Source organism: Streptomyces sp. NPDC037301, assembly GCF_055602785.1.
Genome location: NZ_JBVJWD010000001.1, coordinates 139,414 through 157,255 on the forward strand (window position 1 = coordinate 139,414; position 17,842 = coordinate 157,255).

Genomic DNA, 17,842 nt, shown 5'->3' on the forward strand with positions numbered 1-17,842 from the left:
CCCCATCCCTCACCCCCCCCCCACAAGAGGGGGCACGGAGGGATACCCAACCCACCAAAAAAAAACGGGGTATGGGTTTCCCCCCGCCCCCCGCCCCCCCCCCTGGCCCCACCCGTTCCGTTGCGATCAGCCCCGTTTGAGACCGAGCACCTCCGCCGCGGCGAAGGTCTCGCCCGTCGGGCGGTCCTCGTAGTACGGAGAGATCAGCTCGTCCAGCTCGTCGAAGGAGAACGTCTCCTTCGACGAGTCGAACTTCGCCGCCACCCTGGGGCGTTCGACGATCGCGACCATCCCGCCGTGCACGACGAGCAGTTGCCCGTTGACCCTGGCGGCCGCCGGGGAGGCCAGATAGCCGACCAGCGGAGAGACATGCTCGGGGGCGAGCGCGTCGAGCCGGCCGTCCGTCGGTTCCTGGAAGCCCGCGAAGACGTCCTCGGTCATCCGGGTGCGGGCCCGCGGGCAGATGGCGTTGGCGGTGACGCCGTACTTGGACAGGGCCAGGGCCGTGGAGGTGGTGAGGCCGACGATGCCGCCCTTGGCCGCCGCGTAGTTCGGCTGGCCCGCCGAACCGGCCAGGAACGCCTCCGACGAGGTGTTGACGATCCGGCCGTAGACCGGGCCGCCGGACTCCTTGGAGCGGGCGCGCCAGTGGGATGCGGCGAAGTGTGTGGTGTTGAAGTGGCCCTTGAGGTGAACCCTGATGACGGAGTCCCACTCGTCCTCGGTCATCGAGAAGACCATACGGTCGCGCAGGATGCCCGCGTTGTTGACCAGGATGTCGAGCTTTCCGTAGGTGTCGACGGCCAGCTCCACCAGGGCACGGGCCTGCTCGTGGTCGGAGACGTCGCCGAGGTGCGCGACCGCCCGGCCGCCCGCCGCCCGGATCTCCTCGGCGACCTCCTCGGCGGGGGCCGCGGACGCCTCGCCGGAGCCGTCGCGGCCCGGCTGCCCGTAGTCGTTGACGACGACGGACGCGCCGAGCCGCGCCAGTTCCAGCGCTTCGGCGCGTCCGAGGCCGCGGCCCGCGCCCGTGACGATCGCGGACATGCCTTCCAGGGGAAGTGACATCGGAATCTCGGAGTCCTCTCAGGTGGGAGCAGGGTGGAAGCAGGGTGAGGGTCAAAGTTCGACGCAGGTGCGCAGCGACTCGCCGGTCCTCATCTGGTCGAGGGCGTCGTTGATGCCGTCGAGCCGCACCCGGTGGGTGATCATCGATTCGAGGTCGATCCGGCCGGCCCGCCAGAGCGCGATGGCCCGTTCGTACGACCGGAGCACATCGCCTCCGCCGTACATGGAGGGCAGGATCCGCTTCTCGTCGAAGAACAGCTCGAACATGTTGACCTGGAAGTTGTCGTCCATCGCGCCCGCGCCGACGATGCAGAGGGTGCCGCCGCGCCGGGTGTTCTCGTACGCCGTGCGGGCGGTGGCCGACTTGCCGACGACTTCGAAGACGTAGTCGAAGCCCTCGCCCGCGGTGATCCGCTGCTTGGCGTCGGTGAGTTCGTCCGGGGACACCGCCTCGGTCGCGCCGAACCGCAGTGCCGCCTCGCGCCGCGATGCGACCGGGTCCACGGCCACGATCTGGGCGGCCCCCTGCACCCTGGCACCCTGGATCGTGGAGATGCCCACTCCGCCGCAGCCGATGACGGCGACCGACGAACCGGCCTCCACCTGTGCGGTGTTGATGGCGGCGCCCAGCCCGGTGGTCACCCCGCAGCCGATCAGCGCGGCGATCTCGAACGGTACGTCGTCGGGGATCGGCACCGCGCAGCCCGCGTCGACGACGACCTCCTCGGTGAAGGTGCCGGTGCCCGCGAAGCCGAAGACATCTCCCCCGGGGCGCTTGAAGTTGGGCGTTCCCGCGTTCATGAAGCCGGCCAGGCAGAGCTGGGTCTGGCCGCGTTTGCAGGACGGACACGCCCCGCATGCGGGCAGCCAGCAGACCAGCACCCGGTCCCCCGCGTTCAGCCCGGTGACGCCGTCGCCGATGTCTACGACCTCGCCCGCGCCCTCGTGGCCCGGGATGAAGGGGGCGGGCTGCGGCAGCACGCCGCTCATCGCGGAGACATCGGAGTGGCACAGTCCGGTGGCCCGGATGCGGAGCCTGACCTTGCCCGGGCCGAAGCCCACCGCCTCGACGTCGTCGAGGACTTCCAGTTTGTCCTGACCGATCTCGTGCAGTACGGCTGCGCGCATTGCGGCTCCCCTCACGGGCCTGTGGACCTCTTGGAGTTGGTTCAGGAGTGTTCGACGAAGGTGTCGCCGAGGACCGGGGCGTCGTCCCGCTCGACGGCCCGCACCTCGACCCGGACGTGGTCCTTTCCGGTCCACATCTGGATACGGAGGGTCTCGCCGGGGAAGACGACGCCGACGAAACGGGTGCGGTAGGAGCGGATACGGGTCACATCGCCGCCGAGCACCGTGTCGGTGACGGCCTTGAGCGTCATGCCGTAGGTGCACAGCCCGTGCAGGACCGGCCGGTCGAAGCCGGCGAGCCTGGCGAACTCGGGGTCGGCGTGGAGTGGATTCCAGTCCCCGGAGAGGCGGTACAGCAGCGCCTGGTCCGGGCGGATCGGCCGCTCCGCCACGCGGTCGGGGGCGACGGCGGGATACGCGACCCGCTCGGAGGGGCCGCGTTCGCCACCGAAGCCCCCCTCGCCCCGGACGAAGATCTGGGCGTCGTTGGTCCACAGCGGGCCGTCGTCGTCGGCGGCCTCGGTGCGCAGCACCAGCACGGCCGCCTTGCCCTTGTCGTACACGGCGGCGACCTTCGAGGTCTGGACGGCGCTGCCCTTCACGGGGATCGGCCGGTACACCCGCACGCTCTGCCCGCCGTGCAGGACGGCGGCCAGGTCGACGTCGATGCCGGGCGAGGAGAGTCCGCCGACGACGCCCGCTCCCGCGACGGTGGCGAAGGAGGGCAGCACCTGGAGCCGGGACTCCAGGGTGTAGCGCAGCTCGCCGGGGTCGGTGGCGGGGTCGGCCCGGTCGGGATCGGCGCCCGCACCGATCCCCAGGTGGTAGAGCTGGACGTCCTTGTGGTCCCAGCTGATCCGGGTGGACCGGGGTTCGGCGGCGACAGCCTTTTCGGCATCAATGGGCATGGGGAAGCTGCTCCTTGATGGTGGGAAGACCTCGGCGCGGCCGTCCGCACCGTCGGCCGCACCGAGGTCGTGCGGGACCGGCCACCACGCCCGTTCTAGAACGCGTTCTAGCCGATGACCCCCATGTATAACGCAGCGCCCAGCAGTTGTGAAGACCACTGCTGACGTAGCGTCAGACATGACTCCTCCGGGTGGTCCGGCACCATGACAAATGTCATCGCGAAGTCCGTACACACACCTCTGCCGGGGCCTGGGCACCCTCCGTAACGTCGTGGTCATGAAGCAGACAACGGGGAGCTCGGCCGCGGTGGTCCTCACCGCGGCGGTCAAGACCTTCGGCCGGGCAGGGCGGAGCGTACGGGCCGTGGACGGGATCGATCTGTCCATCGGCCGCGGCGAGACCGTCGCCCTGCTCGGCCGCAACGGGGCGGGCAAGTCCACCACCATCGGCCTTCTGCTGGGTCTGAACGAGCCGGACTCCGGCAGTGTGCGGGTGCTGGACCGGACCGCCGAGCAGGCGGTACGGGCCGGTCTGGTCGGCGCCATGCTCCAGGACGGGCAGCCCATCCAGCGGGTGACCGTCCGCGAACTGATCACCTTCGTCGCCTCGACCTACCCGCAGCCGATGCCGGTGACCGAGGCGCTCTCGCTGGCGGGCGTCACCGCGTACGCGAACCGGCGCATCGACAAGCTCTCCGGCGGCCAGACCCAGCGCGTCCGCTTCGCCGTCGCGCTGGCCGGCAACCCCGAGCTGATCGTCCTGGACGAGCCGACCGCCGCCCTGGACGTGGAGGCACGCCGGACGTTCTGGGACTCGATGCGGGCCTACGCCCGGCGCGGCAACACCGTCCTCTTCTCCACCCACTATCTGGAGGAGGCCGACGAGAACGCCGACCGGATCGTCGTCATCGACCGGGGCCGGATCGTCGCGCACGGCACCGGCGACACGATCAGGGGCGCGGCCGGCAGCAGTCTCGTCTCCTTCGACCTGGCGGGCCGGCCGACCGAGGGCCTGGAGCTGCTGCCCGGCGTCGTCACCGTCGAGGTGTCCGGGGACCGGGCACTGCTGCACACCGACGATTCGGACGCCACCGTCATCGAACTGGCCCGCCTCGGCGCGATCCGTGACCTCCGGGTCTCCCGGGCCACGCTGGAGGACGCGTTCCTCGCCCTCACCGCACCGGCCGCCGCAGCGCCCGCAACAGACTCCGAGAGGGAGACCGTGTGATGTTCCGCTACATCGTGCTCGAAGTGCGCAGGACCCTGCGTGACGGCTTCTTCCTGATCTTCGGGACCGGGATGCCGGTGATGATGTATCTGCTCTTCACCAACATCGGCGGGGGCGAGGGCGTCGACGGCTGGAAGACGGCCTCGATGGTCGGCATGGCCGCGTACGGTGCGCTGGGCTCCGCCATGTCGATCGGTACGGGGGTCGCCTCCGACAAGACGCTCGGCTGGCTTCAACAGCTGCGGGTCACCCCGCTCGCCCCTTCCCAGGCGGTCGTGGGCCGGGCGATCAGTGGTTCGGTGACCGTCCTGCCGACGATCCTGACGGTGCTGCTGGCAGGCGGGCTGCTCAACGGGGTGCGGCTGGACGCCTGGCAGTGGATCGCACTGGCACTGCTGCTGTGGATCGGAGCGCTGCCGTTCACCCTGCTCGGCCTCGGCAACGGCTACCGGCTCACCCCGCAGGGCACCGGGGTCGTCAACGTGGCCTGTCTGATGGGCTTCGCGATCGTCGGCGGGCTGTGGTTCCCGCTGGACCTGCTTCCCGAATGGCTGCGTTCCATCGGCAGGTTCACCCCCGCCAACCGGTTCGCCGACCTGGGCTGGGCCACCACCGACGGGCACGCGCCCGGCACCGGCACGATCGCCGTGCTCTGCGCGTGGCTCCTGCTGTTCGGTACGTACGCCGTGATCTCGTACCGTCGGTCCGCGAGGACCGTGTGACAGGAGTGGACATGGCCAGGAACCGGACGGGTACGCGGACGGGCACGCGGCGGGAAGGGCGCAGACGGTGCGACGACCGGCGCCCCGGCCCGCCCGGCCCGTACACCCTGCTGCCCTGGCTGCTGATGGGCATGGGTGCCTTCTCCAATCTCTTCCAGGGCGAGACCCCCAACCCCTGGCTCGGCGGTCTCGGGCTGTTCACCTTCAACTCCCTCTACATCTCCGTGGTGTTCCGCGGCTTCGACAAGAGGAAGCGCGAGAGCCCGGTGTCGTACTGGCTGCTCACGGCGATGGCCGCCGTCACCTTCGGGCTCGCGATCGGCTACGGCGGGAGCTGGCTGCTGTTCTTCCCGCTGCTCTCGCTGGCCTGCGGCACGATCCTGCGCCACCGGCAGCTGGCCGTCGGACTGCTCTCCCTCGCCGTGGTCGCCAGCCTCATCGCCGTGTGGCGCGGGAACGGCGGCTCGGACCCGTGGACGATCGGATACGGCACCTTCATCTCGGGCGCGGTGACCGCCGCGATCCTCACCCTCGCGGAGACCGTGATGGAACTGCGCGCCACTCGGCAGGAACTGGCCCGCACCGCCGTCGAGAAGGAGCGGCTGCGGTTCTCCCGCGATCTGCACGATCTGCTGGGCCACACGCTGTCCGTGATCGTGGTCAAGTCGGAGGCCGCGCGCCGGCTCGCGCCGCGCGACATGGATGCGGCGCTCGTCCAGGTCGCGGACATCGAGTCCGTCGGCCGCCAGGCCCTCACCGAGATCCGTGAGGCCGTCACCGGCTACCGCGAGGGGAGCCTCGCCACCGAACTGGACCGGGCCCGGTCCGCGCTGACCGCCGCCCGGATCGAACCTGTGCTCCGCCGCTCGGGACCGCCGCTCGCCCCGCAGACGGAGGCACTGCTCGGCTGGGTGGTGCGGGAGGCCGTCACCAATGTCGTACGCCACTCCAACGCCACCACCTGCTCGTTCGTCGTCGACGGCACATCCGAGCGGGTCCGGCTCACGGTCACGGACGACGGCTGCGGACCGGAGCCGGACGCACCGGCGACGCCCGGTATCGGCGGCACCGGACTGACCGGCCTCACCGAGCGCCTCGCCGCGGCGGGCGGCTCGCTCCGGACGGGCCCGAGGCCGGAGCGCGGCTTCGTGCTCACCGCGGAACTGCCGGTGGACGGGACGGATCCGGCGGACGAGGATGCGGCCGCCGGATCCGCCCGGAGCCCTACGCTGGGCCTGTGAACGAGATGCCGCAGGATCACCGTCCGACCAAGTCCGTACGCGTTCTGCTCGCCGAGGACCAGGGCATGATGCGGGGTGCGCTCGCCCTGCTGCTCGGCCTGGAACCGGACATCGAGGTCGTGGCGCAGGTGGGCGCCGGGGACGAGATCGTGGATGCCGCGCTGCTGTCCCGCCCGGATGTGGCGCTCCTGGACATCGAACTCCCGGGCCGCAGCGGTCTGGACGCCGCCGCCGATCTGCGCGAGGAGGTGCCGGACTGCCGGGTGCTGATCCTCACCACGTTCGGCCGCCCCGGCTATCTGCGCCGGGCGATGGAGGCCGGGGCGGCGGGGTTCCTGGTCAAGGACGGCCCGGTCGAGGAGCTCGCCGCCGCGATCCGCCGGGTGCTGAGCGGTGAGACGGTCATCGACCCGGCGCTGGCCGCCGCCGCGCTCAGCGCCGGACCGAGCCCGCTGACCGCGCGGGAGCGGGACGCGCTGAACGCCTCGGTGGACGGGGCGACGGTCGCCGATATCGCGGCGAAGTTGCATCTGTCCGAGTCGACGGTGCGGAACTATCTGTCCTCCGCGATCGGCAAGACGGGGACGCGCAACCGGATGGAGGCGGTGCGGGCGGCTCGGCAGCAGGGCTGGCTGTAGGCGAGGCTTCGCGGACCTAGTGCCGGTCGGACCGGTGGCGCGGCAGCCAGAGCGCCATCAGCAGCAGTCCGCCCAGCAGTACCGTGCCGGCTGTCCGGAACGCCAGCGCGTACCCGGCCGTGAGCTCCTCGGGCCCGGTGCCGCCCGCGGTGCGTGCGGCGGCGACGGTGGAGAGCACGGCGAGACCGAGCGCACCGCCCATCGTGCGGGAGGTGTTGACGAGGCCGGAGACCAGACCGGCCTCACCGTGGGCCGCCCCCGTGATGGCGAGGGAGGCGAGCGGGGTGGATGCCAGGCCCGCACCGGCCATCATCAGGACGCCGGGCAGACAGACCGAGGTGAGGTACGAGCCATCGGCACCCATCGTGGACTGCCAGCCGAAACCCACAGCGGCGACGGTCGTACCGATGAGCGCCAGGTTCTTCGCGCCGACCCCGGCCATGACGCGGGGCGCGCACTTCGAGCCGAGGACGACGGCCAACGACGTGGGCATCAGGGCGAGTCCGGCCTGGAGCGGGGTGTAACCCAGCACCGTCTGGGCGTACACGGTCATGAAGTACCACATCGAGAATGTCGCGGAACCGATCACGAACATCGCCGCGTTCGCCGAGGTCACCGCCCGCGCCCCGAGCACCCTGAGCGGCATCAGCGGCTCCGCGGTCCTGGCCTCCACCACCACGAAGGCGATCAGCAGGGCCACCCCACCGAGCAGCGGCACCAGGGTCGCCGCCGCGGTCCAGCCCGACTCCTCGGTCTGCACGATGCCGTACGCGACGAAGGCGAGGCCCGCCGTGACGAGGACCGCGCCCAGGAAGTCGATCCGCCGCCGGTCGCCCGCCCGGCCCTCGGCGAGCCAGACCGTCGCGCCGGCCAGGACGAGCACGCCGACCGGCACATTGATCAGCAGGACCCAGCGCCAGGACAGCAGATCGGTGAGCACCCCGCCGATCAGCCCGCCGGCCGCTCCACCGCCCGCGCCGACGGCCATCCAGGTGCCGATCGCTTTCGTCCTGGCCGGGCCCTCGGGAACGCTGGTGGTGAGCAGGGTGAGGGTGGCGGGGGCGAGCACGGCGGCACCGAGCCCCTGCGCGGCGCGGGCGGCCAGCAGCTGCCAGCCCTCCTGGGCGAGCCCGCCGGCCAGGGAGGCCGCGGTGAACAGGCCGAGGCCTATGAGGAACATCCGCTTGCGGCCGTATATGTCGGCGGCGCGCCCGCCGAGCAGCATGAATCCGGCAAACGCGATCGAGTAGGCGTTGAGCACCCATTGCAGTCCGGCGGCGGTCATCCCGAGGTCGGAACGCATGGACGGCAGGGCGACATTGACGACGGATACATCGAGCACGACGAGGAACTGTCCGACACAGGCGGCGAGCACCGCCGCCCAGGTGCGGGTCCTGTGCCGTTGTTGCAGGGGTGCGGGCGTCGTGACGTCAACCATGACCGTCATACTCGCAGCCGCCCTGCGCCCCGTACATCGGTATTCGGGCCGACCCGGGCTCGGTCCGGCGGCGTAGCACGACGCGCGCTGGTCTCCCCACTAACGCCGCAGCAACGTCACCACCGCCGCTCCACCGAGGCCGATGTTGTGGGCCAGGCCGACCCGGGCGTCCTTCACCTGCCTGCCCTGCGCCTCCCCCCTGAGCTGCCAGGTGAGTTCGGCGGCCTGGGCGATTCCGGTGGCGCCGAGCGGGTGCCCCTTGGAGATCAGCCCGCCGGACGGGTTGACCACCCACCGGCCGCCGTACGTGGTGGCCCCGGACTCGACGAGTTTCCCGGACTCGCCCTCGCCGCACAGCCCGAGCGCCTCGTAGGTGAGGAGTTCGTTGATGGAGAAGCAGTCGTGCAGCTCGATGACGTCGAGGTCGGCGGCCGAGAGCCCGGAGGCCTCGTACACCTGCTGGGCGGCGGCCCGCGACATCGGCTGTCCGACGGCGTCGATACAGGTCCCCGAGGCGAAGGAGTCGCCGGTGTCGGTGGTCATCGCCTGGGCGACGATCTCGACCGCCCGGTCGCCCAGGCCGTGGCTCTCGACGAAGCGTTCCGATACGACGACGGCGGCGGCCGACCCGTCGGAGGTGGGTGAGCACTGGAGTTTGGTCAGCGGGCGGTGAATGGTCTTCGCGGCGAGGATCTCCTCGGCCGTGTACGGGTCCTGGAACTGGGCGTACGGGTTGTTCACCGAGTGCCGGTGGTTCTTGGCGCCGACCGCGGCGAGTTGTGCCTCGGTCGTCCCGTACCGCTCCATGTGCTCGCGGGCCGCGTTGCCGAATATCTGGGCGGTGGGCGGGCTCATCTCGAAGCCGTGGGCAGCAGCCATGATCCCGTAGTGCCGGGCGACGGGTGATGTCTTGAAGTCACCGGCACCGCCGTCGGCGCCTGTGCCACCGAGCGCGCCGCGCGCCATCTTCTCGAAGCCGAGCGCGAGGACGCAGTCGCTGCCGCCGCCCTCGACGAACTGCCGGGCCATCATCAGCGCGGTGGAGCCGGTGGCGCAGTTGTTGTTGACGTTGTAGACGGGTACTCCGGTCAGCCCGAGTTCGTACACGGCGCGCTGACCTGCGGTGGATGCCTGGAAGCAGTAGCCGACGGCGACCTGCTGTACCTGCTCGTACGCGATGGAGGCATCGGTGAGCGCCGCCGTCCCGGCCTCCTTCGCCATGTCCCAGTACTGCCAGTCGCGTGTCTCGGGCTTCTCGAACTTCGTCATTCCGACACCGACGATGTACGCCTTCATGAGCAAGTCCCTTCAATCGCGGGGGAGGCCGAGGATGCGCTCGGCGACGACATTGAGCTGAACCTGGGTGGTACCGCCCGCGATGGTCAGACAGCGGGACATCAGGAAGCCGTGCACGGCCCGCTCCGCCGCCCCTTCGCCGGCCGCGCCGGCCGGGCCGAGGAGTTCGAGGGCCAGTTCGGCGACCTTCTGCTGGTGGGTGGTCTGGACGAGTTTGCGGATGGAGGCTCCCGCACCGGGTTCGAGACCGGACACCTGCTGCAGGGTGGTCCGCAGTCCGATGCAGGCGAGTGCGTGGGCCTCGGCGGCGAGTGCTCCGATACGGGCCCGGTACGTCCCGTCGAGTTCGCCGGAGCGGGCGATCAGTGCCTCGAGGCCGGTGTCGAAGGTCATCTGGTCGGCCATGTGGACGCGTTCGTTGCCGAGGGTGTTGCGGGCAACCCGCCAGCCGTCGTCGATCTCGCCGACGAGGGCATCGGCGGGGAGCAGAACGTCGTCGAAGTACACCTCGTTGAAGAGGGAGTCGCCGGTGATCTCCTTCAGCGGGCGGATGTCGATACCCTCGGTGTTCTTCATGTCGACGAGGAAGTAGCCGATCCCCTGGTGCTTGGGGGCATCCGGGTCGGTCCTGGCCAGCAGGATTCCGTGGTCGGCCCATTGGGCGGCGCTCGTCCACACCTTCTGCCCGTTGATCCGCCAGCCCTCCGCCGTCCGCTCGGCCCTGGTCCGGAGCGACGCGAGGTCGGAGCCCGCACCGGGTTCGGAGAACAGCTGGCACCAGAGGAGTTCGCCGCGCAGGGTGGGCAGCAGGTAGCGGTCCTGCTGCTGCGCCGTCCCGTGGGCGATGAGCGAGGGGATGACCCAGGTGGCGATGCCCAGGTCGCTCAGCTTCACCCCCTGCTCCTTCAACTCCTGCTGTACGGCGAGTTGTTGGACGGGGCCGGCGCCCAGTCCGTAGGGGGCGGGGAGGTGCGGGGCCGCATAGCCGGTCGGTGCGAGGGTGCGGCGGGCGGCCTTCGGGTCGAGGCCCCGGGCGGCCGCGACGGCCTCGCGCGCCCCGGCCCGGTGGACTGCGGCCTCGGCGGGGAGTTCGAGGGTGAGTTCGCGACGCGCCCCGCCCTCGGCCAGCCGTACGGCCCGCAGCCGGTGGGCGTCACCGGCCCCGAGCAGCTGCCGGGCCACCAGGGCCCGGCGCAGATACAGATGGGCGTCGTGCTCCCAGGTGAAGCCGATGCCGCCGAGAATCTGGATGCAGTCCTTGGCGCAGCCGTACGCGGCGTCGAGGGCGTCCGACGCGGCGAGGGCGGTGACCATGGACCGCACGTCCGGCTCCTCCTCCTCCTCGTCGGCGGTGCGGGCCGCGTCCCACACCAGCGCGCGGGCGCGCTCGACCCGTACGAGCATGTCGGCACAGAGGTGCTTGATGCCCTGGAACTGTCCGATGGGGCGGCCGAACTGTTCGCGGACCTTGGCGTGTTCGACCGCGGTGTCCAGCGCCCGGGCCGCGATTCCACACGCTTCGGCGGAGAAGAGGACAGCGGCGAGGTCGCGTACATGTGCGGTGTCGGCCCGCACGACATGTTCCGCGGGGACGAGTACGCCCTCGGCGCGTATCCCGGCCGTGGGGCGGGTCGGGTCGGCGCTGCGGTGCGGGCGGGCGGTCAGCCCTTCGGCGGCGGCGTCGACGGCGAACCAGAGGGTACCGGCGGCCGATTCGGCGGGGAGCAGGAGCAGGTCGGCATCGGCGCCGGAGAGAACGGGCGGGGCCGCGCCGTCGAGCACATGGCCGTCCTCGTGCTCCACGGCGGTGAGGGTGCCGGGGCCGAGGGCGACGGCGCCGATGCGCGTGCCGTCCGCGAGGTCGTGCACCAGCGCGCCCGCCCCCGACGCGTGCAGTACGGCGGAGGCGAGGGTGCTCGCGAGATACGGGCCGGGGAGCGCGGCCCGGCCCGCCTCCTCCAGGACCACGGCCAGATCGAGGAGCCGGCCGCCCCCGCCCCCGTACTCCTCGGGCAGATGGATGGAGAGGAGGCCCTGTTCCACAAGGCCGCCCCAGTGCCCGGGGCGCACGCCGGGGGTACCGGGGGCGTCCGCGTCAAGGAGCTTGCGTATCTCCTGAGGCGGTACGGCGCGCGCCAGCCAGCCCCGTACGGCCCGCGCCAACTCCCTCTGTTCTTCGGTGATTCCGATGCCCATGCGGATCCTCGCCGGTCGCAGCCACTGGAACGGCGCAAGAGTAGAACACGTTTCAATATGACGGAAGGTCGGCGGAGTGGTCCGATGGTGGTCGGATCGCCACATGCCTCGGGGCCGGTGCGCAGCCGTGTCCCGTTCGTACCGCGTTCACCGGAATACCTCGGACACGCGGAAGGTTTCACCCTGCACACACCTGGCGGTCGGTGCTGCCCGCCAAAGGCCCCGCACGCCTCTTCAGACCCTCGATCACGCCGCCCGGAGGCCGCACGTATGCCACAGACGACGAACGAACAGCACGCCGGGGAACTCCCCGATCCGCGGACGCGCAGGGCGGGCGGCGGTGTCGTCCCCGTTCTCGCCTTCGCGGGTATCACCGTCGCGGTGATGCAGACCCTGCTCGTCCCCGTCATCAAGGATCTGCCGGCCCTTCTCCACACCGATCCGTCCAACGCCACCTGGGTGATGACCGCGACCCTGCTGGCGGGCGCCGTCGCGACCCCGATCATGGGGCGGCTCGGCGATCTCTACGGCAAGCGGAAGATGCTGCTCGCCAGCCTCGCCGTGATGGTGATCGGTTCACTGATATGCGCCTTCACCGATGATCTCGTGGTCATGATCGTGGGACGCGCGCTCCAGGGCTTCGCCATGGGCGCCATCCCGCTGGGCATCGGCATCATGCGCGACGAGCTGCCGCGCGAGAGGCTCGGCTCGGCGATGGCACTGATGAGCTCCTCGATCGGGGTGGGCGGCGGACTCGCGCTGCCCGCCGCCGCGCTGGTCGCCCAGCACTCCGACTGGCACACCCTGTTCTTCGGCGCGGCCGGTCTCGGTGTGCTGTCGATGGCGCTCACCGTCCTCGTCGTGCCGGAGACCACGCTGCGCGCCCCCGGACGGTTCGACATCGTCGGCGCGCTCGGGCTCTCGCTCGGCCTGGTCTGCCTGCTGCTGCCCGTCACCAAGGGCAGTGACTGGGGCTGGACCTCGGGCACCACGCTCGGTCTGATCGCCGCCGCCCTGGTGATTCTGGTTCTGTGGGGCCTCTTCGAGCTGCGCAGCCCGGCACCGCTGGTCGATCTGCGGACCACGGCCCGGCGCGAGGTGCTGCTCACCAACCTCGCCTCGATCATGGTCGGGGTCGCCTTCTACGCCGTCTCGCTCGTCCTGCCACAGCTGCTCCAGCTGCCGACGTCGACGGGATACGGACTCGGCCAGTCGATGGTGGTCGCCGGGCTGTGCGTGGCGCCGCTCGGCCTCACGATGATGTTCGTCGCCCCGTTGTACGCCCGGCTGTCCGCCCGCCGCGGCCCCAAGGTGTCGCTGATGCTCGGCATGCTGATCATCGCGATCGGTTACGGGGCCGGGCTCGGGCTGATGAGCGCCGCCTGGCAGACGATCGTGATCGCGGTGGTGCTCGGGGCCGGTATCGGACTCGCGTACTCCTCGCTGCCCGCACTGATCACCGGAGCCGTCGATCCGTCCGAGACAGGTGCGGCCAACGGTCTGAACACCCTGATGCGGTCGATCGGTACGTCGGTGTCGAGCGCCGTGATCGGCATGGTGCTGGCGAACACCTCGGTACGGACGGGCGGGGCGTCGTTGCCCTCGATGGAGGGGTTCCACATCTCGTTCCTGATCGCGACGGGCGCGGTGGTGGTCGGGCTGGTACTGGCCGCGTTCCTGCCGTCGCAGCGCGATGCGATGCGCCCGGCGCTGCTGGCGAGCAGCGACGACGACGCGTCGGCCCCCGCGCTCTCCGCATCCCGCCCGGTCACCGGTTCGGGCGGCTTCCGCGGACGGGTGCTGGACGCGGACGGTACGCCGGTGGCCCGCGCCAATGTCACTCTGATCGACCACCATGGCCGGCAGGCCGGTCTCACCGTGGCGGACGAGGACGGCCACTACATGCTGGCCGCCCCGTCCGGCGGCAACTTCGTGCTGGCCGGATCGGCCACCGGATACGCGCCGCGCGCCTACCCGGCGTCCTACCCGGGCAACGGGCTGCCGGTCGATGCCGATCTGGTGCTGACGTTCAGCGCACCGGAGCGTCGAACCGCGGTGTCGTCCTGAGCAGATGAGAGACGTTCGGCGGCCATGAAGACCAGCCGGGCCTTGAGCCTGCCGGTCGGGATGCCGGAGATCAGCTGCCGGAACCGCTTTTGGCGGGCGTGCTTCTCGCGGGTCTTCTCAGTGGTGAAATCTAGGTCCTCGATGCCGATCGCGGCGACACCGGCCTGCTTGGCCCAATTGATCACTCATCAGGAACCGTCGATCAGTTTCTCTACCCCGGGCGGAAGTTCTGAGCCGGAGTAAGCGGCGAAGACCGTGGCTTCCTCGGGTGTGTCCCCGATGGCGATGGCCACTTCGGGAGAGATGCCGTCCACCTCGTAGGCGGTCTCCGTCGTGGCCGGCTCCTCGTTCTTGTCCTGGCCGCCGGTGTCGTCACAGGGTGGTTTGGTGGCAACGCCGAGCTTCTTCCCGACCGTGAAGTCCACGTTCGCCACGTCCCGATACGATCGGTCCTGGTAGGTGTACCGGTTGACACAGGAAGCCGACTCCTCCCCACCGCTACTGTTGTCTGCCGTGCACGCGGCTGCCGACATCACCATGGCCGCCGCCAATAGCGCGCCCGCGGTTCGCCCGGTCGAGCTCATCCGTTTCCCCCTCAGTAAATGCGGCGAACAGCGAGTTCTCCCTTGCCGGGAGTCCTTGCCTTCGTTGTGCATGTAAACGGGATTCGTGCGCATGGTGAGGCCCTCATATCCCGAACCGACACGCCCCAGCCCGTTGATGTGTCCGGCCTCTTGAGTACTCATGGCCGGCCGGGGCAGCCCTGGTGAGCGCCGCATCCGGCCTGAGGAGCGAGCACCCACCCAGGCAAGTCAACGATCTTCGCGCCGAGTAGACGCCAGCAACCCGGATCAGGTTCCCTTGTCACGCCACCGCCCCGTTTCGGACCACGGCGTGAACATGTCGTCGACCGCCGCGAGAGCGGCCAAAGCCTCGGCCGGTTCCGCCCGCGTCATCCAGGACGCCCCGCCGATGCCTTCGGCGGGGGCGTACGGCACGATGGAGCGCCGTCGAACGCGTACCCCTCAGAACCGTCCCCACCAGGAGGAACCCGTGCCCGCCGAGTCCGTCGCCGAGCCCAAGCCCGAAATTCTCGCCGCCTTCCGGGCCGCCAAGGGCTTCATGCCGGTGGTCGAAGGACTCGCGCTGTACGGGGCCGCCGTCGAGGCCGCCGCGCTGGGGCTGCCGATCCTTGAGGTCGGGACCTACTGCGGGCGCTCCACCATCCTGCTCGCCGATGTCGCCCGGGCGGCCGGCGTGACCGCTCTCACCGTCGACCACCACCGTGGCAGCGAGGAGCAGCAGCCCGGCTGGGAGTACCACGACCCGACCGTCGTGGACCCGGAGGTCGGCCGGATGGACACGCTGCCGACGTTCCGCCGGACCCTGCACGCGGCAGGTCTCGAAGACCATGTCGTGGCACTGGTCGGACGCTCTCCGCAGGTCGCGGCCGTCTGGGGCGGGAAGCTCGGCTTCGTCTTCATCGACGGCGGTCACACCGACGAGCATGCCAACGGTGACTACGAGGGCTGGGCGCCGCATGTCGCCGATGGCGGGCTGCTCGTGATCCACGATGTGTTCCCGGACCCCGCGCACGGCGGCCAGGCTCCGTACCGCGTCTATCTGCGGGCACTGGCCTCGGGCGCGTTCACCGAGGTCTCGGTGACGGATTCGCTGCGGGTGCTGCGGCGCACGGGACCGGGGATCTGAGAGCAGCCGGATACGGCCCCGGTCGGGTGCGGGTCTCCGGGTCCCGGTCGGGTAGCGGTGTTCGGACCGGTCGGTCCGAGGCGCCCCGATAGCATCGCGGGGTGCCGTACGACGAGAGCGTTCCCCCCACCCCACGCCGCCGGCCCCTGTTCGCCGCCGCCATGCTCGCAGCCGTGTGCCTGAGTGCCGCGGGCTGCGGCGCGGACGGTGCCGGCGGCGGGGCGCAGGACCTGCCCCGGCAGGGCAGCAGCGGTACCTCCGCCGCGCCGCCGTCGGCCTCGAAGAGCGCTCCGGCACCGGAGAAGACGTCCGCATCCGCCACCCCGTCCGCGCCGCCCTCGAAGTCCGCGCCCGGCCGGGCATCGGGGCCGCTGTCCGGGAAGACCGTCGTCATCGACCCCGGCCACAACCCGAACAACCATCTGCACACCCGCGAGATCAACCGCCAGGTGGACATCGGCACCACGCACAAGGAGTGCGACACCACCGGAACCTCGACCAACTCCGGCTACGCGGAAGCCCAGTTCACCCTTGACGTGTCGCACCGGCTGCGTACGCTCCTGCAGGCACAGGGCGCGAAGGTCGTACTGACGTACGACAACGACCGCCCGTACGGGCCCTGCGTGGACGAACGCGCCCGGATCGGCAACGACGCCAAGGCCGATGCGGTGGTCTCGGTGCACGCGGACGGTTCCGCGGTCGGCAACCGCGGATTCCATGTGATCCTCCCCGCACTGGTACGCGGAGGAGCGGCGGACACCTCGAAGATCGTCGAACCGTCGCGCGATCTCGGCACCCGGATCGCAGGTCTCTTCGTCCGCGATACCGGAAGTGCGCCTTCCAATTACGTGGGCGGCAATACCGGGTTGGACATCCGCAAGGATCTGGGCGGACTGAATTTGTCGACCGTGCCCAAAGTGTTCATCGAATGCGGCAATATGCGTGACCCGAAGGACGCCGCCCTGCTCACCAGTGCGAGCTGGCGCCAGAAGGCGGCGCAGGGCATCGCCGATGGCATCAGCAGCTATCTGAACGGGTAGCAAGAGGTAGTTCTGAGGTGAAATTGGGGGGAAGTGCGTCCACCGTCCGGGCAGGGACACGACCCGCCCGGGCAGACGATAGATTCATCCGTACGATGGGGAGCCGCCCCCGAGCTTCGCGCCGTGCCCGCCCTACCGGTGGCAGCGACGACCGCCCCGACGAGACGATCGACTAAGGACCTTTACGTGAATATCCGCTCCCTCACTCGAGGCGACGGCGTGGTGATCGGAGCAGCGGTGGTGCTGTTCATCGCCTCTTTCCTCGACCTCTCCGGCTTCGATTGCCCTGCGGGCCTCAACTGCTCCAGTTACAACGCCCCGAACGCCTGGGACGCACTCGGGATCCTCATGAGCGTCTTCCTGGCCGGAATCATCGCTGCGGCACTGGTCGTTGTGGGCCGCGCCATGCCGGCTCGCAAGGTGCTCGGCTTCGACCTCGGCCAATTCGGCGCCGCCTTCAGTGTCTTCGCCCTGTGGACCGCGCTCTGGACGACCATCGACGCCAGCGACGCGGGCGCGGGCATGATCGTCGGCCTGCTCGCGACCATCGTGCTCGCGGGCGGCGCGGTCGCCACTCCGCTGGTCCCCGCGCTCAAGGCCCCGCTGGCAAGCGCCCCGCGTCCGCAGGCCGTGCAGTCGCCGTACGGCGGCCAGCCGCAGCCCGGCCAGGGGTACGGCTACCCCGGCGCCCAGCAGCAGCCGTACGGTGCACAGCCGGGGCAGCCGCAGCCGTACGGTGCGCAGCCGCAGGCCGGTCAGCCGCAGCCCGGTCAGCCGGAGCCGCAGCAGGCCCAGCCGGCTCCGGCGGCCGGTGCGCCGGCCGGTGACTTCACACCGTTCTGGTTCGCGGTACCGGTGGCCCGCCCGCTGTACGGAGAGGACGGTTCGCCGTCGCCGATCGCCGAGTTGGCGCCCGGTACCTGGTACCTCGCGGTGGAGCAGCGCGGCCCGGGCCTCATCGCACAGACCCAGGACGGCCGTCGCGGTGTGCTCCAGGACACCACGGGCATCCAGCGCGGCTGAGTCCACGCCTCCGTAGCACGAACAGCGGGGCCCCCCCCCCTCCCGGGGGGGGGGGGCGGTCTTGCTTTCCGTCCCCGCGTTCACGACTCTGCGGCGGACCAAAAAAGGGGGGAGGGAAAGGAAAGAGGGCCCGACGCGC

At 70.6% G+C, this 17,842-nt stretch carries 15 protein-coding genes and 1 pseudogene; 8 read left to right on the forward strand and 8 right to left on the reverse strand.

The genetic code is table 11. The features are described 5' to 3' along the window. Positions 1-126: 126 nt before the first annotated feature. From ACZ7IB_RS00650 to ACZ7IB_RS00660, 3 genes are read right to left on the reverse strand one after another with little or no spacing between them, the layout of a single operon-like run. On the reverse strand, positions 127-1,068 hold the full coding sequence (locus ACZ7IB_RS00650; RefSeq protein WP_470908006.1) for a 3-oxoacyl-ACP reductase: 942 nt from the start codon (positions 1,066-1,068) through the stop codon (positions 127-129). A gap of 51 nt (positions 1,069-1,119) precedes the next feature. After that, complete coding sequence (locus tag ACZ7IB_RS00655) at positions 1,120-2,196, reverse strand: Zn-dependent alcohol dehydrogenase (RefSeq protein ID WP_470908008.1); 1,077 nt, start codon at positions 2,194-2,196, stop codon at positions 1,120-1,122. 41 nt (positions 2,197-2,237) lie between these two features. Further along, positions 2,238-3,104, reverse strand: coding sequence for a MaoC/PaaZ C-terminal domain-containing protein (locus ACZ7IB_RS00660; RefSeq protein ID WP_470908010.1), 867 nt, complete (start codon positions 3,102-3,104; stop codon positions 2,238-2,240). Between the two features lie 277 nt (positions 3,105-3,381). Between ACZ7IB_RS00660 and ACZ7IB_RS00665 the strand changes: the two genes are divergently transcribed. Genes ACZ7IB_RS00665 through ACZ7IB_RS00680 form a run of 4 tightly spaced genes read left to right on the forward strand, consistent with a single transcriptional unit; the run spans position 3,382 to position 6,933 of the window. Then, a complete protein-coding gene (locus ACZ7IB_RS00665) occupies positions 3,382-4,332 on the forward strand; it encodes an ABC transporter ATP-binding protein (RefSeq protein ID WP_470908011.1) in 951 nt (316 codons plus the stop codon). Continuing rightward, positions 4,332-5,054: an ABC transporter permease gene (locus ACZ7IB_RS00670; RefSeq protein WP_470908013.1), complete on the forward strand. Its 723-nt coding sequence runs from the start codon at positions 4,332-4,334 to the stop codon at positions 5,052-5,054. The genes ACZ7IB_RS00665 and ACZ7IB_RS00670 overlap by 1 nt, the downstream gene beginning before the upstream one ends. Positions 5,055-5,065: 11 nt before the next feature. Further along, positions 5,066-6,295 carry a sensor histidine kinase gene (locus tag ACZ7IB_RS00675; protein ID WP_470908015.1) on the forward strand — a complete coding sequence of 410 codons (1,230 nt, stop codon included), beginning with the start codon at positions 5,066-5,068 and terminating at the stop codon, positions 6,293-6,295. A gap of 5 nt (positions 6,296-6,300) precedes the next feature. Then, positions 6,301-6,933 carry a response regulator transcription factor gene (locus tag ACZ7IB_RS00680; RefSeq protein ID WP_327278217.1) on the forward strand — a complete coding sequence of 211 codons (633 nt, stop codon included), beginning with the start codon at positions 6,301-6,303 and terminating at the stop codon, positions 6,931-6,933. 16 nt (positions 6,934-6,949) lie between these two features. On the opposite strand, the gene ACZ7IB_RS00685 is transcribed toward ACZ7IB_RS00680, so the two are convergent. The 3 genes from ACZ7IB_RS00685 to ACZ7IB_RS00695 all read right to left on the reverse strand — a co-directional run bounded on the left by ACZ7IB_RS00685 (position 6,950) and on the right by ACZ7IB_RS00695 (position 11,863). Next, positions 6,950-8,380, reverse strand: a complete 1,431-nt coding sequence (locus ACZ7IB_RS00685) for an MFS transporter (protein ID WP_470908017.1) — start codon at positions 8,378-8,380, stop codon at positions 6,950-6,952. Between the two features lie 90 nt (positions 8,381-8,470). Continuing rightward, positions 8,471-9,667: a lipid-transfer protein gene (locus ACZ7IB_RS00690; RefSeq protein ID WP_470908019.1), complete on the reverse strand. Its 1,197-nt coding sequence runs from the start codon at positions 9,665-9,667 to the stop codon at positions 8,471-8,473. A gap of 12 nt (positions 9,668-9,679) precedes the next feature. After that, positions 9,680-11,863, reverse strand: coding sequence for an acyl-CoA dehydrogenase (locus ACZ7IB_RS00695; protein ID WP_470908021.1), 2,184 nt, complete (start codon positions 11,861-11,863; stop codon positions 9,680-9,682). A gap of 270 nt (positions 11,864-12,133) precedes the next feature. Here ACZ7IB_RS00695 and ACZ7IB_RS00700 point away from each other — a divergent pair, with 270 nt between their 5' ends. Beyond that, positions 12,134-13,930: an MFS transporter gene (locus ACZ7IB_RS00700; RefSeq protein ID WP_470908023.1), complete on the forward strand. Its 1,797-nt coding sequence runs from the start codon at positions 12,134-12,136 to the stop codon at positions 13,928-13,930. Positions 13,931-13,950: 20 nt separating this feature from the next. Here the strand turns inward: ACZ7IB_RS00700 and ACZ7IB_RS00705 are convergent. Next, positions 13,951-14,115 (reverse strand): annotated as a pseudogene (locus ACZ7IB_RS00705) (IS200/IS605 family accessory protein TnpB-related protein); the annotation flags it as partial. 3 nt (positions 14,116-14,118) lie between these two features. After that, a complete protein-coding gene (locus ACZ7IB_RS00710; protein ID WP_470908024.1) occupies positions 14,119-14,364 on the reverse strand; it encodes a DUF6281 family protein in 246 nt (81 codons plus the stop codon). A 688-nt stretch (positions 14,365-15,052) separates the two neighbouring features. Here ACZ7IB_RS00710 and ACZ7IB_RS00715 point away from each other — a divergent pair. The 3 genes from ACZ7IB_RS00715 (at position 15,053) to ACZ7IB_RS00725 (ending at position 17,703) form a co-directional block, all read left to right on the forward strand. Further along, entirely contained in the window at positions 15,053-15,640 is a 588-nt protein-coding gene (locus ACZ7IB_RS00715) for a class I SAM-dependent methyltransferase (RefSeq protein ID WP_327278216.1), read from the forward strand. Between the two features lie 101 nt (positions 15,641-15,741). Further along, positions 15,742-16,680: an N-acetylmuramoyl-L-alanine amidase gene (locus tag ACZ7IB_RS00720; RefSeq protein WP_470908026.1), complete on the forward strand. Its 939-nt coding sequence runs from the start codon at positions 15,742-15,744 to the stop codon at positions 16,678-16,680. 186 nt (positions 16,681-16,866) lie between these two features. Then, the gene (locus ACZ7IB_RS00725; protein ID WP_470908028.1) at positions 16,867-17,703 is read left to right on the forward strand and encodes a DUF5336 domain-containing protein; all 837 of its coding nucleotides are present in this window, start codon (positions 16,867-16,869) and stop codon (positions 17,701-17,703) included. The last annotated feature ends 139 nt before the right edge of the window (positions 17,704-17,842 follow it).

What these genes read in the sequence shown, in the direction of transcription:
- ACZ7IB_RS00650 (WP_470908006.1), bottom strand. Translation starts at nt 1,068, where the DNA reads ATGTCACTTCCCCTGGAAGGCATGTCCGCGATCGTCACGGGCGCGGGC.
- ACZ7IB_RS00655 (WP_470908008.1), bottom strand. Translation starts at nt 2,196, where the DNA reads ATGCGCGCAGCCGTACTGCACGAGATCGGTCAGGACAAACTGGAAGTC.
- ACZ7IB_RS00660 (WP_470908010.1), bottom strand. Translation starts at nt 3,104, where the DNA reads ATGCCCATTGATGCCGAAAAGGCTGTCGCCGCCGAACCCCGGTCCACC.
- ACZ7IB_RS00665 (WP_470908011.1), top strand. Translation starts at nt 3,382, where the DNA reads ATGAAGCAGACAACGGGGAGCTCGGCCGCGGTGGTCCTCACCGCGGCG.
- ACZ7IB_RS00670 (WP_470908013.1), top strand. Translation starts at nt 4,332, where the DNA reads ATGTTCCGCTACATCGTGCTCGAAGTGCGCAGGACCCTGCGTGACGGC.
- ACZ7IB_RS00675 (WP_470908015.1), top strand. Translation starts at nt 5,066, where the DNA reads ATGGCCAGGAACCGGACGGGTACGCGGACGGGCACGCGGCGGGAAGGG.
- ACZ7IB_RS00680 (WP_327278217.1), top strand. Translation starts at nt 6,301, where the DNA reads ATGCCGCAGGATCACCGTCCGACCAAGTCCGTACGCGTTCTGCTCGCC.
- ACZ7IB_RS00685 (WP_470908017.1), bottom strand. Translation starts at nt 8,380, where the DNA reads ATGACGGTCATGGTTGACGTCACGACGCCCGCACCCCTGCAACAACGG.
- ACZ7IB_RS00690 (WP_470908019.1), bottom strand. Translation starts at nt 9,667, where the DNA reads ATGAAGGCGTACATCGTCGGTGTCGGAATGACGAAGTTCGAGAAGCCC.
- ACZ7IB_RS00695 (WP_470908021.1), bottom strand. Translation starts at nt 11,863, where the DNA reads ATGGGCATCGGAATCACCGAAGAACAGAGGGAGTTGGCGCGGGCCGTA.
- ACZ7IB_RS00700 (WP_470908023.1), top strand. Translation starts at nt 12,134, where the DNA reads ATGCCACAGACGACGAACGAACAGCACGCCGGGGAACTCCCCGATCCG.
- ACZ7IB_RS00715 (WP_327278216.1), top strand. Translation starts at nt 15,053, where the DNA reads ATGCCGGTGGTCGAAGGACTCGCGCTGTACGGGGCCGCCGTCGAGGCC.